Genomic DNA, 20,723 nt, shown 5'->3' on the forward strand with positions numbered 1-20,723 from the left:
AATTCCTAATGAGACTAGATTGAAGATTCGTTGAATTCTTCGGGCGTATAAGCCACGATCGCGAGCGCGTGAATGCCGCGCTGCATCGCATCAGCGAGCGCATCATACACCAGCCGGTGCCGCGCGACGCGTGGCTTGCCCGTGAAGGCGGCCGAGACGATCGTGACCGTGAAATGACCGCCGGCGGCCGCGCCGGCGTGGCCCGCGTGCTGCGCGCTGTCGTCGCGCACGGTGAGCGCCAGCGGCGCCAGCGACGCGGTGAGGCGCGCTTCGATCAGCGCGATGCGCTCGTCGGGCGAGGCGTGGAGAAAGGCGTCCGTCATGTCACTCGTCCTTCAGGTATTTCGTGAGCCACAGGCTCTGCAGGATGATGAACACGACCATCGCGCCCGTCGTACCGAACAGCTTGAAGTTCACCCATTGCGATTCGGTGAAGTTGTGCACCACATACAGGTTCGCGACGCCGAGCACCGCGAAGAACAGCGCCCATGCGACGTTCAGCTTGTCCCACACGGGCGTCGGCAGCGTGAGCTGCTTGCCCATCATCTTCTCGATCAGGTTCTTGCTGAACGCATAACGCGCGGCGAGCAACCCGATCGCAAACAACCAGTACAGCACAGTCGGTTTCCATTGAATGAATTTCTCGTCATGCAGGACGAGGGTGGCGCCGCCGAAGACGACGATCACGCCGAGGCTGACCCACAGCATCGTGTCGACCTTCCGGTGCCGGAAGGCGACCCATGCGACCTGGGCCAGTGTCGCGATGATCGCGACGGCGGTGGCGGTAAAGATGCCCCAGACCTTGAAGGCGACAAAAAACAGGATGATCGGAAACAGATCGAACAGGAATTTCATGGCGCTCGCAGCTGCGTGAAAGGCCGCTCGCGCGGCCTTTCACCGTTGTAGGGACCCGCCAGGCACCACCGTCGCGGATCGGGGCGGCCAGCCCGGGGCTGGCCGGCCGGCGAGAGTCGACCCCGCCGATCCGCCCGGCGCCGCTCAGTCGTTTTCGGGTCGGGACTCGAAGTTTAACGCAGCCGAATTGATGCAGTACCGCAAACCGGTCTTGTCGCGCGGGCCGTCCTCGAAGACGTGGCCCAGATGCGCGCCGCAGTGGTTGCAGCGCACCTCGACGCGCACCATCCCGTGCGAGTAGTCGACCTTCTCGTCGATCACCTCGCCGTTGAGCGGCTTGAAGTAGCTGGGCCAGCCGCAGCCGGAATGGAACTTGGAGCCGGACTCGAACAGCGGCGTGCTGCAGACGATGCATTTGTAGATGCCGGCATCCTCGGTGTCGGTGTATTCGCCGGTGAAGGCGCGCTCGGTCGCCGCGTGCTGCGTGACCTCATACTGCATCGGCGTGAGGCGGCGGCGCAGCTCGGCGTCGTCCTTCTGGTACGGGAAGGTCTTGTCGTCGGAATCGTGGGACATGTGGGGTTCTCCTGATCGGTCGGTCGATACGCGCGGGTTGCGGGCTCAGGACGAGCAGCTCACTTCGAGCGACCCGGCCCAGTCGGGCGGCAACGCCGCGTACGCTTCATGCTCCGGTTGTTCGTCGAACGGGCGGCGCAGGATCTGCGCGAGCCGCTCGACTTCCGAAAAATCCTTTTCCTTTGCGCGCCGGATCGCGACTTCGGCCAGATGGTTGCGAAGCACGTATTTCGGGTTCGCGCGGTTCATCGCGACCGCGCGCGCCGCGTCGTCGCGCGTTTCCTCGGACAGCCGCGCGCGGTAGAGGTTCGCCCACGCATCGAACGCTTCGCGGTCGATGAACAGGTCGCGCACCGGTGCGTCGCGGCTCGCGTCGTGCTTCGAGATCTGCGCGAGGCGGCGGAACGTCAGCGTGAAATCCGCGTGGCTCGCGTGCATCGTCTCGAGCAGCTTGTTGGCGAGGTCGGCGTCGTTCTCGCGTTCGAGTTCGAGGCCGAGCTTCGCGCGCATCGCGCGTTCGAGCGCGGGGCCGAAACGCTCGGGGAAGGTCGCGAGCACGGCCTGCGCATCGTCCACCGCGCGCTCGGCGCGCGCATCGTCGTCGGCGATGTCGTGCTGCAGCCCGATCAGCGGCAGCAGTGCCTGCGCGAGGCAGTAGCAGTTCCAGTGCGCGATGCGCGGCTGCATCCGGTACGCGTAGCGGCCGCCGTTGTCCGAGTGGTTGCAGATGTGATTCGCATCGAACGCGTCGACGAAGCCGAACGGGCCGTAGTCGATCGTCACGCCGAGGATCGACATGTTGTCGGTGTTCATCACGCCGTGGCAGAAGCCGACGGCCTGCCATCGCGCGACGAGCTCGGCCGTGCGCAGCGTCACGGCCTCGAGCAGCGCGAGGTACGGATCGTCCGCGTCGCGGCAGGCCGGATAGAAGCGGTCGATCACGTGATCGGCGAGCTGGCGCAGCAGGTCGGGGCGATCGTTCGAGAAGAAGTGCTCGAAGTGGCCGAAGCGCACGAAGCTCTCCGACACGCGCGTGACGACGGCCGACGTCTCGATTTCCTCGCGCACCACCGGCTGGTCGGAACCGATCACCGTCAGCGCGCGCGTGGTCGGGATGCCGAGGTGATGCATCGCTTCCGAGCACAGGAATTCGCGGATCGACGAGCGCAGCACCGCGCGGCCGTCGCCCATCCGCGAGTACGGCGTGCGGCCGCTGCCTTTCAGCTGCAGCTCGTAGCGGCGGCCGTCGGTGCCGGTGCGTTCGCCGATCGTCAGCGCGCGGCCGTCGCCGAGCTGGCCGGCCCACACGCCGAACTGGTGGCCGGAATACACCGACGCGTACGGCATCGCGTGCGCGGGCCAGTCGCGCGTCGGATTGCCGGCGAACAGCTCGGCGAAGCCGGGCTGCGCGGCGAGCGACGGCGGCAGGTCGAGCAATCGGGCGACTTCGCCGGAAAAGCCGACGACGTACGGCGCGGCAAGCGGCGCGGCCGGCAGCCGCGTATGAAACGCGTCGCCGAGCGTGACGAACGCGCCGGCGGCGGGCGCGCCGAGCGTGGCGGCGAGGTCGGGGAGAGTGTCAGCCGCATCGGCTGCGCTTCGGGAAAACGACATGTTGAGCGCCTCTGGGTAAGCCGATATTGTAAGGCGGCGCCGCGCCGCCCGCATGGCGGCGCGCGCACCGTGCGCCACGCCCGTCCGGGGCCGCTGACGGGCGCGTTGCAGGGGCTGGTCACCGATTCGCATCCTCACGGAGAACAAGACGATGGGTAAGCCGTTGCTGGGCCAGATGATGGACGTGCCGCTGCTGGTGTCCTCGCTGATTTCGCATGCCGCGCGGCACGCCGGCGACACGGAGATCGTGTCGAAGCGCGTGGAAGGCGACCTGCATCGCTATACGTACCGCGATTGCGAGCGCCGCGCGAAGCAACTGGCGCAGGCGCTTGCGCGGCTCGGCGTCGACGCCGGCGACCGCGTCGGCACGCTGGCGTGGAACGGCTACCGGCACCTGGAGGCGTATTACGGGATCGGCGGGATGGGCGCCGTCTGTCACACGATCAACCCGCGCCTGTTTCCCGAGCAGATTGCGTACATCATCAATCACGCAGAAGACCGCTACGTCTTCTTCGACATCAATTTCGCGCCGCTCGTCGACGCCATCGCGCCGCAGTGTTCGCACGTGAAGGGCTGGGTCGCGATGACCGATGCCGCGCACCTGCCGACGGGCGCGACGCCGTACCTCTGCTACGAAACGCTCGTCGAAGCCGAAGACGGCCACTACGACTGGCCGCGCCTCGACGAGCAGCAGGCGTCGGGGCTCTGCTATACGTCGGGCACGACCGGCAACCCGAAGGGCGTGCTGTATTCGCACCGCTCGACGGTGCTGCACGCATACGGCGCCGCGCTGCCCGACGCGATGAATCTGTCCGCGATGGACGCCGTGCTGCCCGTCGTGCCGATGTTCCACGTCAACGCGTGGGGGCTGCCGTACGCGGTGCCGCTGACCGGCGGCAAGCTCGTGCTGCCCGGCAAGGATCTCGACGGCAAGTCGCTGTACGCGCTGATGGAGGCCGAGCGCGTGACGTTTTCCGCGGGCGTGCCGACCGTGTGGCTCGGGCTGCTCAACTACATGCGCGAAGCCGGCGTACGCTTCTCGACGCTGAACCGCACGGTGATCGGCGGCTCCGCGTGCCCGCCCGCGATGCTGCGCACGTTCGAGGACGAATACGGCGTGCGCGTGATCCATGCATGGGGAATGACCGAGCTGTCGCCGCTTGGCACGCTCGCGAAGCTCAACTGGGCGCAGTCGCAGCGGCCGCTCGACGCGCAGCGCCGGCTGCTCGAAAAGCAGGGCCGCGTGATCTGCGGCGTCGACATGCGCATCGTCGGCGAGGACGGCCACGAGCTGCCGTGGGACGGCGTCGCGTTCGGCGAATTGCAGGTGCGCGGGCCGTGGGTGATCGATCACTACTTTCGCGGCGACGAATCGCCGTTGTCGGACGGCTGGTTCCCGACCGGCGACGTCGCGACGATCGATCCCGACGGCTTCCTGCAGATCACCGACCGCAGCAAGGACGTGATCAAGTCGGGCGGCGAATGGATCAGCTCGATCGACATCGAGAACGTCGCGGTTGCGCACCCGGGCGTGGCCGAAGCCGCGTGCATCGCATGCGCGCACCCGAAATGGACCGAGCGCCCGCTGCTCGTCGTGGTGCCGCGCGAAGGCGCGAACCTGAGCCGCGACACGCTGCTCGCGTTCTACGAAGGCAAGGTCGCGAAATGGTGGATCCCCGACGACGTCGTGTTCGTCGAATCGCTGCCGCACACCGCGACCGGCAAGCTGCAGAAGCTGAAGCTGCGCGAGACGTTCCGCGACTACGTGCTGCCCTCGGCAGTGGGCGCGCCGTAAGCATCGCGCCCGGGCCGGCGACGGCCCGCGAACCGGTCACCCGATCCGTCCCCGGATCGGCAACAAAATTCAAATTGAACGACCGTGCTTTTTCGTTGTATGCTGCCTCGGTTCATCCGGACATGCGGCCGTTCGACCGCGCACAATGAAGCGCAGCCACCCCGGCGCGCGATGCATGGAGGCAGGCAGATGGCAGTGGATTACTCGACTCGCGACGGCGTGGCCGTCATCACGCTCAACAATCCGCCGGTCAACGGGCTCGGCCTGTCGACCCGTCAGGGCGTCATGGATGCGCTCGATCGCGCCGCGCAGGATCCGTCGGTCACGGCCATCGTGCTGACCGGCGCGGGCCGCGCGTTCTCGGGCGGTGCCGACATCACCGAATTCAATACGCCGAAGGCGCTGCAGGAGCCGACGCTGCACACCGTGATCCGCGCGGTGGAAGCGAGCGCGAAGCCCGTCGTCGCGGCGCTGCACAGCGTCGTGATGGGCGGCGGCCTCGAACTCGCGCTCGGCGCGCATTACCGCGTCGCGGCGCCCGGCGCGCAGGTCGCGCTGCCCGAAGTGAAGCTCGGCCTGCTGCCGGGCGCGGGCGGCACGCAGCGCCTGCCGCGCGCGGTCGGGCTCGAGACCGCGCTGAACATGATCGTGTCGGGCGCACCGGTGCCGTCGGAGCAACTGGCGAACAGCGGGCTGTTCGACGAGATGGCCGACGGCGACCTGCTGGAGGCGGCCGTCGCGTTCGCGCGCAAGGCCGGCGCGCGGCAAGGGCCGCACCCGCGGGTGCGCGATCGCAAGATCGTCCACGACAACGCCGCGGGCTTCATTCAGTTCGCGCGCAATTCCGCGCAGGCCGCCGCGCCGAATTTCCCCGCGCCGCACAAGTGCATCGATGCGATCGAGGCGGGCGTGCTGAACGGCTTCGACCAGGGCAGCATCGCCGAGCGCGAAGGTTTCGTCGCGCTGATGATGACGCCGGAAAGCCGCGCGTTGCGCCATGCGTTCTTCGGCGAGCGTGCGGCGAGCAAGATTCCCGACGTGCCGTCCGACACGCCGCTGCGCGAGATTCGTCGCGTCGGCGTGATCGGCGCGGGCACGATGGGCGGCGGGATCGCGATGAACTTCATCAACGCGGGCCTGCCCGTCACGCTGCTCGAGACGAAGCAGGAAGCGCTCGAGCGCGGCATCGCGACGATCCGCAAGAACTACGACGCGCAGGTGAAGAAGGGCAAGCTCACGCAGGAGAAGCTCGACGCGCGCATGGCGCTGATCGCGCCGACGCTCTCTTACGACGACCTGAAGGACGCCGACCTGATCGTCGAGGCCGTGTTCGAGGAGCTCGGCGTGAAGGAGCAGGTGTTCAGGAAGCTCGACGAAGTCGCGAAGCCGGGCGCGATCCTCGCGTCGAACACGTCGACGCTCGACGTCGACAAGATCGCGGCGTTCACCCGGCGTCCGCAGGACGTGGTCGGCATGCACTTCTTCAGCCCGGCGAACGTGATGAAGCTGCTCGAGGTCGTGCGCGGCGCGCGGACCGCGAAGGACGTGCTCGCGACCGTGATGGCCGTCGCGAAGAAGATCCGCAAGACGGCGGTCGTGTCGGGCGTGTGCGACGGCTTCATCGGCAACCGGATGATCGAGCAGTACATCCGCCAGGCGCTGTTCATGCTCGAGGAAGGCGCGCTGCCCGCGCAGGTCGACCGCGCGATCGAGAAGTTCGGATTCGCGATGGGGCCGTTCCGGATGAGCGACCTCGCCGGCAACGACATCGGCTGGGCGATCCGCAAGCGCCGCTACGTCGAGCAACCCGACCTGCAGTACTCGAAGATCGCCGACCGCCTGTGCGAACAGGGCCGCTTCGGCCAGAAGGCGGGCGGCGGCTGGTACGACTACGTGCCGGGCGATCGCAAGGCGAAGCCGTCGTCGCTCGTCGACGAGATGGTCGTCGCGTATTCGAAGGAGCGCGGCGTCGAGCGGCGCAAGATCGGCGACGACGAGATCGTCGAGCGGCTGGTGTTCGCGCTCGTCAACGAAGGCGCGAAGATCCTCGAGGAGAAGATCGCGTCGAAGGCATCCGACATCGACATGGTCTACCTGACCGGCTATGGCTTCCCGCTGTGGCGCGGCGGCCCGATGCTGTATGCGGACACGGTCGGCCTCTACAACGTCGAGCGCGCGATTCGCCGCTATGCGGCGGCACCGAACGGCGACGCATGGCGGCTCGCGCCGTCGATCGCGGAACTGGCGAAGGCCGGCCGCGGGTTCAACGGCTGACGCCGCCGCATGGCGGCGCGGCCGATCCTGTCTGGAGACACGCAATGAAACGCACCGACGACGTCCTGCTCGTGATCGACGTGCAATACGACTTCATGCCGGGCGGCGCGCTCGCGGTGCCGGACGGCGATGCGGTCGTGCCGGTGATCAACGCGCTCGCGCAGCGCTTCGACCAGGTCGTGCTGACGCAGGACTGGCACCCGCGCGAGCACGTGTCGTTCGCGGCGAACCATCCGGGCCGCGAGCCGTTTTCCACGCTCGCGCTGCCGTACGGCGAGCAGGTGCTGTGGCCCGTGCATTGCGTGCAGGACACCGACGGCGCGGCGCTGCATCGCGACCTCGACATCCCGCACGCGCGGCTCGTGATCCGCAAGGGCGGCGACGCGCAGGTCGACAGCTATTCCGCGTTCGTCGAAGCCGACCGCACGACGCGCACGGGGCTTGCGGGCTACCTGCGCGAACTCGGCGCGAAGCGCGTGTGGTGCTGCGGGCTCGCGACCGACTATTGCGTCGCGTGGTCGGCGCTCGATGCGCGCGCGGCCGGGTTCGACGCCGCGGTGATCAACGATGCGTGCCGTGCGATCGACCTGAACGGGTCGCTCGCGCACGCATGGCAGCAGATGCAGGCAGCGGGCGTCGCGCATGTGACGTCCGCGGGCGCGCGCCCGGCGGCGTAGCGCATTTCCCATCCGATTCAGGGCAGCACCGAAGGAGACTCGCATGACCGAAGCCGTAATCGTATCGACCGCACGCACGCCGCTGGCGAAATCCTGGCGTGGCGCATTCAACATGACGCACGGCGCGACGCTCGGCGGCCACGTGGTCGCCGCCGCGCTCGAACGCGCGAAGCTCGACCCCGCTCGCGTCGAGGACGTGATCATGGGCTGCGCGAACCCCGAAGGCGCGACCGGCGCGAACATCGCGCGCCAGATCGCACTGCGCGCGGGCTTGCCCGTGACGGTGCCGGGGATGACGGTGAACCGATTCTGCTCGTCGGGGCTGCAGACCATCGCGCTGGCCGCGCAGCGGATCATCGCGGGCGAAGGCGAGATCTATGTCGCCGGCGGCGTCGAATCGATCTCGTGCGTGCAGAACGAGATGAACCGGCACATGATCCAGGAAGGCTGGCTCGTCCAGCACAAGCCGGAAATCTACTGGAACATGCTGCAGACGGCCGAGAACGTCGCGAAGCGCTACGGCATCTCGAAGGAGCGGCAGGACGAGTATGGCGTGCAGTCGCAACTGCGCGCCGCGGCCGCGCAGGAAGCCGGGCGGTTCCGCGACGAGATCGTGCCGATCACGGTGCTCGCGGGCATCGCCGACAAGGCGACGGGCCGCCTGTTCACGAAGGAAGTGACGGTATCGGCCGACGAAGGCATTCGCCCCGACACGACGCTCGAAGGCGTGTCGAAGATCCGTTCGGCCGTGCCGGGCGGCGTGATCACCGCCGGCAACGCGAGCCAGTTCTCGGACGGCGCGTCGGGGTGTGTGTCGTGATGAGCGCCGATGCCGCGCAGCGCGAAGGGCTGCAGCCGCTGGGCGTGTTCCGCGGCTTCGCGGTGGCCGGCTGCGAGCCGGACGAGATGGGCATCGGCCCCGTGTTCGCGGTGCCGAAGCTGCTGAAGCAGGCCGGATTGAAGGTCGACGACATCGGCCTGTGGGAGTTGAACGAAGCATTCGCGGTACAGGTGCTGTACTGCCGCGACACGCTCGGGATTCCTGAGGATCGCCTGAACGTGAACGGCGGCGCGATCGCGGTCGGCCATCCGTACGGCGTGTCGGGTGCTCGCCTGACCGGCCACGCGCTGATCGAAGGCAAGCGGCGCGGCGTGAAGTACGTGGTCGTCACGATGTGCATCGGCGGCGGGCAGGGCGCGGCCGGTCTGTTCGAAATCCTCTGATCTTTGGCCGGTCGCGGCCGCGGTTTCGCTTCGGCGACGCCCGCGGCCGCGACATCAATCGGTGCGGCAGCGCCGCGATTCGAAACAATCGGGAAGCAAAAGGCGTGCGCCCGGCAATGCCGTTTCCCCTGACTTGTCAAACGAATTGCCCCACCTATACTTGCTCTGACATTTGCCTTTCGGCACGATGGGCAGGATCGCGCATGGCGCGATCCGTGCCGCGAAGGTTCGAACCAACGCAGCAGACCGACCGGGGACCGAATGAGTACGACCTATGCAGCCGGGGAACCGCCGCGCGTCGTCAGCGCGGCCGCGAGGCTTTACGCGAAATGCCTGCTGGTCGGATTCGCGTTGCTGCCTGCGTATCTGATCGCCTACCTGTGGTTCTTCAGCGACCCGCACGTCGGGTTCGAGAACCACGCATTCCATGAAATCGCGATTGCGGCCGCTACCCTCGAGGGCGCGTTCGTCACCTATGTGACGTGGGTGTGCTACCGGTCGTCCGGCGAGCCGCTGCTGCGCTGGCTGACGCTCGGCTTTCTCGGCTTCGCGATGATCTATGCGCTGCACGGTGCGTTCACCGGGATGGCGCACCACAATATCTGGCTGTTCCTGCTGTACGGGCCCGCGTCGCGGCTCGTGATGTCGATCCTGCTGCTGACGGGCCTGCTGTCGTATTCGCGTCCGCCCGACCGGATCGAGAGGCGCATGAGCGCGCGAACGTGGCTGCCGTGGATCGTGTTCTTCGTGATCGTCGACGTCGTCGTTGCCTACCTTGCGTATTCGCCGATCGCCGGCGCGCTCGGTACGCGCTTGTCGATGGAGGGCGGCGCGCTCGTGTTCTCGCTGCTGAACGTCTGCGTGCTGCTCGCGCGGCGGATCCGCTCGCCGCTGATGGTGATCTACGGCGTGTCGATCATGGCCTTCGCGCTGTCTTCGCTCGCATTCATTCTCGGCAAGCCGTGGAATCACATGTGGTGGCTGGCGCACGCGATTTTCGCGGGCGGCTTCTTCCTGCTCAGCTACGGCGTCGTGCAGGCGTTGCAGACGACACGCTCGTTCTCGGCGATCTACAGCCAGGAAGACCTGATGAGCCGGCTGTCGGAATCGATGGCGCGCACCGAGAGCGCGCTGCAGGAGTTGCGGCGCACGAACCAGAAGCTCGAGTACATGGCCGCGACCGATCCGATGACGGGCGCGTCGAACCGCCGGCAGTTCATCGCGCAGGTCGAGCGCGAGATGGTGCGGGCGGAACGCGACGGCACGCCGTTCTGCCTGCTCGCGCTCGATCTCGACAATTTCAAGAACATCAACGATGCCTACGGGCACCAGATCGGCGACGAAGTGCTGCGCGGCGTCGTGCGCCAGTGCCTCGAGGCGATCCGGCCGGCGGGCGGGCTTGCGCGCGTCGGTGGCGAGGAGTTCATGGCGCTGCTGCCGGACATGCCGCTCGAAGGCGCGCGGATGACGGCCGAGCGCGTGCGTTCGTCGATCGCGAGTTCGCCGTTCGGGCTGGACTTCAAGCGCGTGCAGGTGACGGTCAGCGTCGGCGTCGCGCAATATGGCGTCGACGGGAGTACGGTCGATGCGTTGCTGAGGGTGGTCGACGAGCGGCTGTATCAGGCGAAGCGGGAAGGGCGGAATCGCGTCGTGTCGCGGTGATGCATGGTCGATCGAAGCCCCGGAGGCGGCGACGCCCCGGGGCTTTTGCATGCCGGTCGGCCCGCGCGGCGCTAGCGTGACGCCAGCGCCGTCGCCTGTTTCGGCTGCGTGTCCTGCATCCGCTGCGATGCCTGCCACCAGTACTTGCCCGCGCGCTGCTGCGGATCGCGGATCGCGAGATACGTCGTACTCCACAGCTGGGCCGCGTTGGCCTCGGTCGCATCCGCGCTGCGCGTGCCGAACGCATCGGTCTGGTACGTGCCGTTTACGTAGGACCACGTCCACATCTCGGACGTCCGCATGTCGCGTCCGTTCGAGATCACCTGCCAGATCGTCTGCCGTGCCTGCGTGAGCAGCGCGCGGGTCGCGCCCGACAGATCCTGGCGCGCGAGCTGACGATCGAGCCCGGCGACCCACATCGCCTGCTGCCACGACCAGATCACCGTGCCGTGATACGCGGAGCTCGTGAATTTCGGCCACAGTGCCTGGCTCGCATACGCCGGGTTCGCGATCAGCATCCCGGCATCGGTCACGAGCCCCGTCGGGAACGGCCGCGTGACGTCGCCGACGATCCGCTGGAGCTGGTCGTCCGGCGGCGAGCCGAACAGCAGCGCGAAGCCGCCGTCGGAGTTCATCACCGGAATCGGGTTGCCTTGCTGATCGAGCGACAGCGCGTAGAACGCGAGCGGCGCGCTGGGCGCGGCCCCGGCCGGCACGCCGGCGGACGGCGCATAGGCCGACACGTCGGTGGCCGCCTGCGCGGCCGGCACGCTGACCTGGAACAGCGGCGGCGCCTGCGTCTCCCACGTGGTCGCCTCGTTCGCCGTGTTGGCGAGCGTCGCGCGCTGGCCGGCATCGAGATACGGATCGAGCAGGCCGCGCGCGAGGAATGCGTTCGCCGCGCGCAGCGCGGCCGGCACGAGCACCGCGTTCACGTCGTATGGGTAGACGCCGCCGCCGAGCCCGTCGGTACTGTCGCGCCAGTTGCCGACGATCTCGCCGGGCCGCAGGTGAATCAGGTTCGCGACCGACGGCTGTTGCGCGAACGCCTGCGCGGTCGTCGCGACGTGCAGCAGGTTGACGACCAGGCGGCTGCCGTTGGTCTGCCCGTCGCTGCCGCGCTGTGCGAGATACGCCGCCGCACGCGCCTGGCCGCGCGTATCGTCGATCAGCCACGCGGCCGCGATCGGCGCGAGCAGGTAGTCGCTGTCGATCATCTTGTAGTCGTAGGTCGGCGTCGGATCGTTCGGCTTGCCGTTCTTCTGGTTGTCGACCAGCGCGAATTCGCCGATGCCTTCCTCGTGCGCGACCTTGCCGTCGGCCGACAGGCGGCTCAGCACCGACGACAGGCCGGCCTCGATCGCCGCGGGCGCGAGCACGGGCATCAGCATGCGGACCGAGATCAGCGTATCGCGGCCGAAGTACGTGTCGTACTGCCACGAGCCGGCCAGCAGCTTGTCGTTGAAGCTCAGGAATTCGAGCACGTTCTGGCTCACCGGGTCGGGGTTCACGGACGGGGCGAACAGGTCGGCGCGCGTGATCGGCGAAAGCGGCGTCTCGCCCGACAGCGCATCGATGTGCAATTTCAGCGTGTGCGAGCCGGCCGGCGCGTTCAGCACGAGCTTGCCGCCCGCTGCCGGCGCGATGCTGCCGCCGTCGCGCAGCGTGATGCGCAACGCATAGCCGGGCGCGCCGTCGATCCGGTCGCGTTGCCATTGCGCGGTGCCGCCCTGGACCGTCGGCGCGGTGAGGATCTGCTGCGGAATCGTCGCGCCGCCGTTGAAGTCGCGCAGGAAGCGCACGTTGCTGAGCACGCCCTGGCGGATCGTCAGCGTGCCGGTGTCGACCGACACGTCGGCGCCGATGCCGTACAGCGGGCGGCCGTGCGCGTCGGGTGCCGACAGCGCGGACGGCGGCGTGTCGAGGCTCCAGTTCACCGGTTGCGCGGTGTCGTCGAACCACAGGCCCGTACCGCTGTTGCCCGCGGGGAAGACCACCAGCAGGCGCGGCTTCGTCGACGAACGCACCAGCAGGTGCGCGGCAACCTTGTCCTGCCGGTAGAACGCGTTGATCTGGCCGCCGGTGTCCATGCGGAACGACAGCGCGGCGTGGTTCGACGGCGGGGTGTTCGACTGAACGTCGTCGTCGTTGCAGGCCGCGAGCAGGCCGGCGCAGACGAGCCCGAGACACAGCGACTTCGCAAGGCGATGCATGTTGATGTCCCTCCTGATGAATGGCGATTTTTTATCTGAATGTGCGAATCAACGGATCTTGGGTCCGTTTGGTCTCGTGTCGCGGTCATTCTTTTCTGGTGAATGACTGGAATTGATCGGGGTGTAGCGCCGTTTTGAAAAAGAGAAATAGGCGGTAAATAAGCGAGCGATTGGTAAAAGCAGAAAACCGCGGCAGCAGAGGGTGCGGCCTTGATGCAGCAAGGGAAAGCAAAGCGGCAGGCCTTCGCACGGGTGCGTGGCGAATTGCGTGCGGCAGAAGAAAACGAAACGTAAGCCGTCGTAGGGATTCTAGATTTCCTGGAAAGCCGAAGTCAATGATGTTTTGTGATTTTGTAATTCGGAATTGAAAAGCCGGCTGAAATTATTACGCGTTGGGTCGGTAAAATATGCGATTGAATGGATTTGGATAATGCGGTCCGGATATCCGATGGCGAAACGATCGGCAATGGCGTTTCATACCGGCGATTGACGCCGGAAAGCAAGGGAATCGTCTCGTTCAAGCCGGCCGTGGTCGGAGCGGCGCGCGAAGCCGTGCAATTCTCGTTCCTGCCGGGAAACCGCAGTTCGCGTGTTCAGGCGGCCGGGTCCGTCAGGTTGGCAGGCTGAGCGCCCGTCGCCGTTCATGCGGCCGGCGCCGTCGGTGTTCGATGCGGTAAAAGAGCAGGTATCGTCGCCGGAACGGACGACCGCCGATTCGGTACGCGTTTTTTCCCGGTTGCGACGGCCGCGCGCTGCCCGTCCGCGACGCGGCACCTTCGATTGCCCATATTCACGTGATATCGTCGCGGAGCGTCGGAAGCCATCCACCGTTTATTCCATTGTGAGAGGCGACATGCGTCTAGCTGATTTCATCGTTCAGAACATGGAGCCGATCCTGGTGGAGTGGGAGGCATTTGCCGCCACGCTGCTGCCGGCTGCGCGGAGCATGGACGCGCATGGGCTACGCGATCACGCGCGTCAGATCCTGCAGGCGGTGGCCGAGGACATCGATACGCCGCAAACGACGGCGGAGCAACATGAAAAATCGCTTGGACGAGCGCCCGAACCGGTGAACGCGGAGAAAACGGCCGCGCAGACGCATGCCGTCCTGCGCGCCCGTCGAGGCTTCAACATCAATCAATTGACAGCCGAGTATCGGGCGCTGCGTGCCAGTGTGCTGCGCTTGTGGATCGACGCATGCCAGCCGGACGCACCTCATATGGACGACATGATTCGCTTCAATGAGGCGATCGATCAGGCGCTCGCGGAATCCGTTGCTTTTTTTACCGAGCAGGTGGAGCTGGCCCGCAACTTGTTGCTCGGTATGCTGGGTCACGATATGCGCACGCCGCTGCAGACCATTCAGATAACAGCGTCCTATTTGGCCGCGCTCAATGCCGGAGAAGACATATCGGAGGCCGCGGCCCGGCTGATTCGCAGCGGCGGGCGCATGCACGCTCTCCTTGACGATCTCCGCGATTTCAACCGGACGCAACTCGGACTCGGTATCAACGTCGTGCGCCGCGATGTCGATCTCGTGCATGTTCTCGCCAATGTGGTCGACGAATTGCAGACGGCTCATCCGAATCGCGAGATCAATCTCGAGGTGAATGGCGACCTGCGGGGTGACTGGGATGACCAGCGGCTCGAGCAGCTCCTGAGCAATCTGGTGAGCAACGCAGTCAAGTATGGAGCGCCCAATACACCCGTGCGGGTGACGGCGACGTCGGACGACGCAGAGGCGCATATCGAGGTCGGGAATAAGGGGCCCGCTATCGATCGGCTCACGCTCGACAGGATCTTCGATCCGCTTCAGCGTGGATCCGACCGATCGGAAAACGTCGATGACGATGTCGGATTGGGGTTGGGCTTGTACATCGCCAGCGAGATCGCCAAGGCACATCAGGGTCGTATCGAGGCGCGGTCCGATTCGACGGAAACAGTTTTCTCGGTACACCTGCCGAGAGGTGCGCGAAACGAGTGTCCCGGAGCCCGTGTCGAGCGGCAATGATGCGGAGTGGGTTTCGTGGGGGGCGCGTTGTTCTGAGATTCCCGGCTATATCGAGGTTGATGATGGCAGTGTGTTGATAGCCGAGCAAAACAGACCAGTCAGTTTCCGGTGAACATCAACAGTTTCCGGACATGCGGTCGCGTGATCTGGGAGACGATTGCTCGATCGACATGAAGTGCCGGTGTTGCATGTCCGAATCATCATTCGGGACGTACTGGCACATTCGCCGAGTTCCAGTAAAGGCGATTGGCGAGGGCGGAGCCGTTGTGAGCAGCGTCCCTCACTTGTTCGCCACGACACTGACTTCGTTCCATTGACCCCCGTATCGTGTATCGAAGCTGCAACATATTTGCCAGTACTCGCCCGCGCCTGATGCTCCACATCCTCGGGCACTGTCCTTGCGAGGCTGTCGCGCGACTGGCACGTTGTTCGCTTTATCAGTCACGGTAGGCGCGACAGTCACTGCCCGTTCACGATGATCCTCCGACGAATTGGACTTGCATGCGTCTCGGGAGGGCGTCCGAAATGTGGCGCGTTCGCTCCCGGCTACCATGGACAACGTGCGAGTCAGGAAGAAATCGCGTCGTCACGGAGCCGGCGCGTACGGAGCGTGAGACGTTTATCGGTCGTGTTCCGAGCGCAGACGATCTTAATTAATACAGCAGACAAATAAGCCGGCTTTAAGGGGACGACCATGGCAAACATTCAACATAGCGATCCTCGTCGTCTGAAAATGGCTGACCGTGCCCAGCAACTGCTGGACCTGCATTTTCCCGGCACACCGGAAATTTGGCTTTGGCACCCACATCGAAACGTTGGGTTCATCACCATTCCTCGTACGCTACCGATTGCGATGCAAGCCGTCGACGCCCAGTCAAAGAGACAGCCGGCAGGTCAAACACTTTTCTGCCTGTGGGCAAGGGCGTGGAATTGTCCGGTGCTGTCAATTACCGATTCCCGGACCTTCGCAGTAGAGGCCGGATTCACCGGCGAGGGCGCCGTCAACACCTGGCGTCGCAGGATGAGCAGGCTACGTGACCTGAATTTCATCCGAACCAAGCCTGGGTCGTCTGGGCAGTTCCATTATGTCTTGCTACTGAACCCAAACGCAGCCGTGGAATGGATGCGATCAAACGGTTTGGTACAGGACGAACTCTACGTCCGGTTCTTTGAGTGTCTTGCGGACATCGGTGCTCACGGCGAAACGGAGCCGATACGCCAGCTGGGAGCGCAGCAACAAGTTCCTATGGCCGGTGATTCATGAACAAAGTCTGAATAGGCCCGCTGAATGCGGGCCCTGTGCAATCAGCAATTGCCTTTCTTCGCCTGTCCAGGTGGGCAGAATCCGTTGCCCGGTCCACCCTGCGGTGCGACAACTACCGGTGCACCCGGGACGTATGCGACGCACCCGCTGAGCGCGCCGACCATGCTCGCCGCTGCAAGCAACGCGATAACCCCTTTCTTCACTTTGTTCTCCCGTTATTGATGAAAGGGCCGATCGGCCCTTTCGGTGTGCTGCCGACGCGTCAGAAGCTGAAATTGACGTTCGACTGGCTGGTCGTTGCGTTGACGTTCGTCGATTGCGTTGCACCCGACGCTGCGTCCGCTTCGATCGTATATTGGGCTGCGGCGGCCGGCGAAGCGGTGAGCGCGACCGGCAGCGAACCGGAGTAAGTGCCGACGATCGGCGCGGCGGCGGGCACGTTGAGCGCATAGGCGCCCGTATCCAGGTTCGCGTTGATCGACGTGATCTCGTAGGCATTCGTATCGATCGTCTGCAGCGCGCGCACGAATGCGTTGGCGCTGGCGGTCACCGTACCGCTGACGGTGCTCATCGTCGACGCCGGCAGCGTAATCGGCGCGGTCGACGCCGACACCGCCGTGGTCGTGTTCACGACGACCGGGACGGAGCGCACGATACCCGACGCGAAGTTGTTCTGCGCGATCACGACATCGTAATTGCCTTGCGTCGAACTCTGGATCAGCGGCGACAGCACGAACTTGCCGGTGCTGTCGGCCACCGTGCCGCGGACGACCTTGCCGCCTTGCTCGGCATAGACCGTCGCGCCGGCTTCGGCCGAAGCGACGTAACCGGAGATCGTGCCGCTCACGACGGTCGGGACCGCAGTGACGACGGGTTTCAGCGCATATGAACCGTTGCCGCGCTGGACGATCGACTTGCATGCGTTGAAGTCGAGCACGAGGTCGACGAGCGTGTTCGGCTGGACCGTGAACGGCTGGATGATCTTGTAGCCACTTTGCGTCGCGCTCGGCGTGGCGAGCGCCTGTTCTGTGCCGCCGGTCGGGACGACCGAGTTCGCGAGGTTGTTACCTTGATTCTGGGCGAGAACCAGGCGAACTTGCTGATACTGGCCGGCGGGCAGGGCGGTCTGGCCGAGATCGGCGAGCACGCCGTTGGTCAGCGACAGCAGGTCGATCTTCTGCGGCGTAGCGAGGGAAACGGTCGACCAGCCGGCGTCGTTGTCTGCGGCGTTCGCGTTTGCGTTGACACGGACCTGCGAGACGGTGACGTACACATGGTCGAAACCGCAAGATGGCGCATCCGTCATCGCGACGTGCAGCGTACCGGTTTGTGTGCCGCCACCGTCGTCGCCGCCGCCGCAACCGGCGAGGATGAATGGTACGAAGGCGGCGCAAAGAGCGCACTTGATGATGTTGTTCATATGTCTCCCCCAAGCGGGATCGTTGTTCTGGGTGACAGAAGAATAGCGGCCCTCCGGCCTACTATTTGGGCATCTTTGAAACCAACGGTAACATTCTGTTTGATCGGTCAATTTTTACCGGGATTGGTGTCGCTTCGGATGGCAGCGGGCGGACCCAGGCGCGATTGCTTCTTCGTTGCTCACGATGTCGCCCATCGGGGGTGACGGCCTGTTGCAGGATGGCGAGCATAGACATCGGCACAGTTGCTTCAGCAACTATGCAATGCCAGTCCTCTGCGTTTACTTCAATATCATTGTGGTGAACGAGCTTGTTAAGTGCGGTGCGAATGCAATGTCATCGTTTTTTCGATCGCGGCTTCGGAATGTTTTCCGATAAGGATGTTGCGCCAATCCCCCTGCGTTGGAAGATTGGTTGGATCGTCGAGACATCCCGGGAATTTCACTTCCTGTCGCGCAGGGTATCGCCGGAGCTCGGAGTCGCGCGGATTCACCTGCAGATACGGTCCATTGGCTTCGGTAAGTTTGGTAGGCTTGTCGCCTGCCTTTGCTTGTCGGAGCTTGATGACGGGAGGCGGCACGTTGAAAATGGGGGATCGTCGTCGGATGATCGAACTAATACCCTTTTCCTTGACTGGACGCGATTTTCAGCGAACGCGGGCGAACGGTGGAAGGGTGCAAGGTGCCTGGCTGGCAAGGGTTTGCGGAAAATAGCCGAACCAACACGAACTGGAGCGAACGAAGTGATCAGACATATCGTCATGTGGAAGTTGAAGGAATCGGCCGAAGGCGCGACGCGCGCACAGAACGCGCTGAAGCTGAAGGAAAAGCTCGAAGGCTGCCGTGACCTCGTACCAGGCACCTTGCAGATCGACGTCGGCGTGGCGACGCCGGGCCTCGACGCGACCGCGGACATCGTGCTCGTATCCGATTTCGCGGACAAGGCCGCGCTCGACGCGTACCAGGTGCACCCGGTCCACCAGGAAGTGAAGAAATTCGTCGTCGCGGTCGCCGAATCGCGCGAGTGCGTCGACTACATCGTCGACAGCGCACGATGAGCGACGCGGCAACCCCGACGGACGGCCCGTCGATCGAAAGCCCGTTCGTCGACCTGCTCGGCGTGCAGCTCGTGTCCGCGAAGGATGGGGCGAGCGAGATCGTGCTGCCGCTCGAGGAGCGGCACATGAACACGTGGAGCATCGCGCACGGCGGCGTGACGATGACGCTTTCCGACATCGCGCTCGCGATGGCGGCGCGCAGCCTGACCGACGACGGCGTTGGCGTCGTCACGGTCGAGATGAAGGTGAACTTCATGCAGCCGGGGCGCGGCGAGTTGCGCGCCTATGGGCGTGTGATGCACCGCTCGACGACGATGGCCTACTGCGAAGGCGAAGTGCGCGACAGCGACGGCAATTTCGTCGCGAAGGCGCTCGGCACGTTCAAGTACATGCGGCGGCTCGCGGTCGGTCGCGACATCAAGCGGCAGCGTTCGCGCACCGCGCCGGACGCCCAGCCCGGCCCGAGCGACGCGTAGGCCCCCGGGCGCACGGCCCGGTCTGCTGGTTGAGGCAGGGCCGTTCCGTTTGGCGGCACGGAAAGCCGGCACATCGCGCGTCACGCCTGCCTGATTCGGGCGTGGCATCATGCACGCTTGTCCGTTCACGGCGCCGCGCAGGCGCTGTTTTCCCCGATGCCGCTGAATCCGAAGATCGCCCAGGTGCTCGACATGATCGAGCGCGCGAAACGCCCGTCCTATCACCACCAGACGCCGCAGCAGGCGCGCGCCGCGTACGAGAAGAGCGCGCCGATCCTCGATGTCGCGCCGGCGCCGATGCATGCGGTGGAGGCGTGCGTCGTGCCGACGCGCGACGGCCGCACGATCGGTGCGCGGCTGTACTTGCCGGTCGCGCCGAGCCTCGCGGAGCCGTTGCCCGCGCTCGTCTACTACCACGGCGGCGGCTTCACGGTCGGCAGCGTCGACACGCACGATGCGCTGTGCCGGATGTTCGCGCGCGATGCGCAGTGCGCGGTGCTGTCGGTCGATTACCGGCTCGCGCCCGAGCACCGGTTTCCGACCGCGGTGAACGACGCCGACGACGCGTTGCGGTGGCTCCATCGCGAAGCCGCCACGTTCGGCATCGACGCCGCACGGCTGGCGGTCGGCGGCGACAGCGCGGGCGGCACGCTTGCCACCGTCTGCGCGGTGCTCGCGCGCGATGCGGGCATCCGCCTGGCACTGCAGATGCTGATCTATCCGGGCGTGACGGGTTACCAGGACACCGCATCGCACGCGCGGCTCGCGAACGGCTACCTGCTGACGCAGGACACGATCCAGTGGTTCTTCACGCAATACGTGCGTGATCCGGCGGATCGCGACGACTGGCGCTTCGCGCCGCTCGACGGCACGCGCGCCGCGCCGTCGTTCGCGGGCGTCGCGCCGGCGTGGATCGCGACGGCCGAATACGATCCGCTGAGCGACGAGGGGGCCGCGTACGCGGACAAGCTGCGCGCGGCCGGCAATGCGGTCACGCTGGTCTGCTATCCGGGGATGATTCACGAATTCTTCAAGATGGGCGGTTACGTGCCCGAGGTGCGGGCCGCGCATGGCGATGCGGTCGCGGCGCTGAAGGCCGCATTCGACGACATTTGACGGCGGGCGCCCGAAGGCGCGCGTCGCAGGGAGGCTGCGATGACGGACGGCGTGGTGGAAACGGGCGACTGGGCGGTATTGGGCGGCGACGCCGCGCGGATTCGCGACGCGGTGTTCGTGCGCGAGCAGCAGATTCCGCCGGAATGGGAACTCGACGACGACGATCCGCTGTCGCTGCATGCGGTCGCGTACCGGATCGACGCGGTAACCGGCACGCGCCGTGCGGTCGCGACGGGACGGTTGTTGCCGTCGGGTACGATCGGCCGCGTTGCGGTGCTGGCCGACGCGCGCGGGCAGGGCGTCGGGTCGGCCGTGCTGAACGCGCTGCTGGAGGCCGCGCGGCGGCGCGGCGAAGCCGCCGTGCGGCTGTATGCGCAGGATTCGGCGGTGGCGTTCTATGTGCGGCACGGCTTCGCGGCGGTCGGCGAACCGTTCGTCGAAGCCGGCGTGCCGCACGTCGAGATGACGCGCGCGCCGTAGCGCGAAAGGCG

The 20,723-nt window shown here is 65.7% G+C and carries 17 protein-coding genes and 1 pseudogene; 12 read left to right on the forward strand and 6 right to left on the reverse strand.

Annotation, left to right across the window (positions count from 1 at the left end):
• Positions 1-14: 14 nt before the first annotated feature.
• The 4 genes from AC0KUR_RS23755 to AC0KUR_RS23770 form a co-directional block, all read right to left on the reverse strand.
• Positions 15-323, reverse strand: coding sequence for a BolA family protein (locus tag AC0KUR_RS23755; protein ID WP_034188759.1), 309 nt, complete (start codon positions 321-323; stop codon positions 15-17).
• Position 324: 1 nt separating this feature from the next.
• Positions 325-855: a septation protein A gene (locus tag AC0KUR_RS23760; RefSeq protein ID WP_034188758.1), complete on the reverse strand. Its 531-nt coding sequence runs from the start codon at positions 853-855 to the stop codon at positions 325-327.
• Positions 856-999: 144 nt separating this feature from the next.
• Positions 1,000-1,431: a peptide-methionine (R)-S-oxide reductase MsrB gene (msrB, locus tag AC0KUR_RS23765; RefSeq protein WP_034188757.1), complete on the reverse strand. Its 432-nt coding sequence runs from the start codon at positions 1,429-1,431 to the stop codon at positions 1,000-1,002.
• 45 nt (positions 1,432-1,476) lie between these two features.
• Positions 1,477-3,045 (reverse strand): protein adenylyltransferase SelO, encoded by a 1,569-nt coding sequence (locus AC0KUR_RS23770; protein WP_124608911.1) that lies wholly within the window; start codon positions 3,043-3,045, stop codon positions 1,477-1,479.
• A gap of 151 nt (positions 3,046-3,196) precedes the next feature.
• Here AC0KUR_RS23770 and AC0KUR_RS23775 point away from each other — a divergent pair, with 151 nt between their 5' ends.
• The 5 genes and pseudogenes from AC0KUR_RS23775 to AC0KUR_RS23795 all read left to right on the forward strand — a co-directional run bounded on the left by AC0KUR_RS23775 (position 3,197) and on the right by AC0KUR_RS23795 (position 10,677).
• Entirely contained in the window at positions 3,197-4,840 is a 1,644-nt protein-coding gene (locus tag AC0KUR_RS23775; RefSeq protein WP_473376490.1) for a 3-(methylthio)propionyl-CoA ligase, read from the forward strand.
• Positions 4,841-5,029: 189 nt separating this feature from the next.
• Positions 5,030-7,114: a 3-hydroxyacyl-CoA dehydrogenase NAD-binding domain-containing protein gene (locus tag AC0KUR_RS23780; RefSeq protein ID WP_473376491.1), complete on the forward strand. Its 2,085-nt coding sequence runs from the start codon at positions 5,030-5,032 to the stop codon at positions 7,112-7,114.
• A gap of 44 nt (positions 7,115-7,158) precedes the next feature.
• Positions 7,159-7,791: a bifunctional nicotinamidase/pyrazinamidase gene (pncA, locus tag AC0KUR_RS23785; RefSeq protein ID WP_034188753.1), complete on the forward strand. Its 633-nt coding sequence runs from the start codon at positions 7,159-7,161 to the stop codon at positions 7,789-7,791.
• A gap of 43 nt (positions 7,792-7,834) precedes the next feature.
• Positions 7,835-9,015 (forward strand): annotated as a pseudogene (locus tag AC0KUR_RS23790) (acetyl-CoA C-acyltransferase).
• Between the two features lie 261 nt (positions 9,016-9,276).
• Positions 9,277-10,677: a GGDEF domain-containing protein gene (locus AC0KUR_RS23795; protein WP_034188751.1), complete on the forward strand. Its 1,401-nt coding sequence runs from the start codon at positions 9,277-9,279 to the stop codon at positions 10,675-10,677.
• A 71-nt stretch (positions 10,678-10,748) separates the two neighbouring features.
• Here the strand turns inward: AC0KUR_RS23795 and AC0KUR_RS23800 are convergent, their stop codons facing one another.
• A complete protein-coding gene (locus tag AC0KUR_RS23800) occupies positions 10,749-12,890 on the reverse strand; it encodes a glucosidase family protein (RefSeq protein WP_473376492.1) in 2,142 nt (713 codons plus the stop codon).
• A gap of 417 nt (positions 12,891-13,307) precedes the next feature.
• Between AC0KUR_RS23800 and AC0KUR_RS23805 the strand changes: the two genes are divergently transcribed.
• The 3 genes from AC0KUR_RS23805 to AC0KUR_RS23815 all read left to right on the forward strand — a co-directional run bounded on the left by AC0KUR_RS23805 (position 13,308) and on the right by AC0KUR_RS23815 (position 16,165).
• Positions 13,308-13,517: a hypothetical protein gene (locus AC0KUR_RS23805; protein WP_226252783.1), complete on the forward strand. Its 210-nt coding sequence runs from the start codon at positions 13,308-13,310 to the stop codon at positions 13,515-13,517.
• 226 nt (positions 13,518-13,743) lie between these two features.
• A complete protein-coding gene (locus AC0KUR_RS23810) occupies positions 13,744-14,901 on the forward strand; it encodes a sensor histidine kinase (RefSeq protein ID WP_473376515.1) in 1,158 nt (385 codons plus the stop codon).
• A 694-nt stretch (positions 14,902-15,595) separates the two neighbouring features.
• Complete coding sequence (locus AC0KUR_RS23815) at positions 15,596-16,165, forward strand: hypothetical protein (protein ID WP_473376493.1); 570 nt, start codon at positions 15,596-15,598, stop codon at positions 16,163-16,165.
• Positions 16,166-16,427: 262 nt separating this feature from the next.
• On the opposite strand, the gene AC0KUR_RS23820 is transcribed toward AC0KUR_RS23815, so the two are convergent.
• A complete protein-coding gene (locus AC0KUR_RS23820; RefSeq protein ID WP_473376516.1) occupies positions 16,428-17,585 on the reverse strand; it encodes a DUF4382 domain-containing protein in 1,158 nt (385 codons plus the stop codon).
• Positions 17,586-18,325: 740 nt separating this feature from the next.
• Here AC0KUR_RS23820 and AC0KUR_RS23825 point away from each other — a divergent pair.
• The 4 genes from AC0KUR_RS23825 (at position 18,326) to AC0KUR_RS23840 (ending at position 20,712) form a co-directional block, all read left to right on the forward strand.
• Positions 18,326-18,640: a Dabb family protein gene (locus AC0KUR_RS23825; RefSeq protein ID WP_027787175.1), complete on the forward strand. Its 315-nt coding sequence runs from the start codon at positions 18,326-18,328 to the stop codon at positions 18,638-18,640.
• Positions 18,637-19,116 (forward strand): PaaI family thioesterase, encoded by a 480-nt coding sequence (locus tag AC0KUR_RS23830; RefSeq protein WP_034188705.1) that lies wholly within the window; start codon positions 18,637-18,639, stop codon positions 19,114-19,116. Before AC0KUR_RS23825 ends, AC0KUR_RS23830 begins: the two co-directional genes overlap by 4 nt.
• A gap of 156 nt (positions 19,117-19,272) precedes the next feature.
• Positions 19,273-20,232 (forward strand): alpha/beta hydrolase, encoded by a 960-nt coding sequence (locus AC0KUR_RS23835; RefSeq protein ID WP_034188976.1) that lies wholly within the window; start codon positions 19,273-19,275, stop codon positions 20,230-20,232.
• Positions 20,233-20,271: 39 nt separating this feature from the next.
• Complete coding sequence (locus AC0KUR_RS23840; protein ID WP_049034503.1) at positions 20,272-20,712, forward strand: GNAT family N-acetyltransferase; 441 nt, start codon at positions 20,272-20,274, stop codon at positions 20,710-20,712.
• The last annotated feature ends 11 nt before the right edge of the window (positions 20,713-20,723 follow it).

The sequence above is a fragment of the Burkholderia sp. YHN3-13 genome (assembly GCF_055810675.1).

Coding starts and splice junctions, on each gene's coding strand:
- AC0KUR_RS23755 (WP_034188759.1), bottom strand. CDS start 323: ATGACGGACGCCTTTCTCCACGCCTCGCCCGACGAGCGCATCGCGCTG.
- pncA (WP_034188753.1), top strand. CDS start 7,159: ATGAAACGCACCGACGACGTCCTGCTCGTGATCGACGTGCAATACGAC.
- AC0KUR_RS23810 (WP_473376515.1), top strand. CDS start 13,744: ATGCGTCTAGCTGATTTCATCGTTCAGAACATGGAGCCGATCCTGGTG.
- AC0KUR_RS23835 (WP_034188976.1), top strand. CDS start 19,273: ATGCCGCTGAATCCGAAGATCGCCCAGGTGCTCGACATGATCGAGCGC.
- AC0KUR_RS23795 (WP_034188751.1), top strand. CDS start 9,277: ATGAGTACGACCTATGCAGCCGGGGAACCGCCGCGCGTCGTCAGCGCG.
- AC0KUR_RS23775 (WP_473376490.1), top strand. CDS start 3,197: ATGGGTAAGCCGTTGCTGGGCCAGATGATGGACGTGCCGCTGCTGGTG.
- AC0KUR_RS23780 (WP_473376491.1), top strand. CDS start 5,030: ATGGCAGTGGATTACTCGACTCGCGACGGCGTGGCCGTCATCACGCTC.
- AC0KUR_RS23800 (WP_473376492.1), bottom strand. CDS start 12,890: ATGCATCGCCTTGCGAAGTCGCTGTGTCTCGGGCTCGTCTGCGCCGGC.
- AC0KUR_RS23760 (WP_034188758.1), bottom strand. CDS start 855: ATGAAATTCCTGTTCGATCTGTTTCCGATCATCCTGTTTTTTGTCGCC.
- AC0KUR_RS23820 (WP_473376516.1), bottom strand. CDS start 17,585: ATGAACAACATCATCAAGTGCGCTCTTTGCGCCGCCTTCGTACCATTC.
- AC0KUR_RS23770 (WP_124608911.1), bottom strand. CDS start 3,045: ATGTCGTTTTCCCGAAGCGCAGCCGATGCGGCTGACACTCTCCCCGAC.
- AC0KUR_RS23830 (WP_034188705.1), top strand. CDS start 18,637: ATGAGCGACGCGGCAACCCCGACGGACGGCCCGTCGATCGAAAGCCCG.
- AC0KUR_RS23805 (WP_226252783.1), top strand. CDS start 13,308: ATGGATTTGGATAATGCGGTCCGGATATCCGATGGCGAAACGATCGGC.
- msrB (WP_034188757.1), bottom strand. CDS start 1,431: ATGTCCCACGATTCCGACGACAAGACCTTCCCGTACCAGAAGGACGAC.
- AC0KUR_RS23815 (WP_473376493.1), top strand. CDS start 15,596: ATGGCAAACATTCAACATAGCGATCCTCGTCGTCTGAAAATGGCTGAC.
- AC0KUR_RS23840 (WP_049034503.1), top strand. CDS start 20,272: ATGACGGACGGCGTGGTGGAAACGGGCGACTGGGCGGTATTGGGCGGC.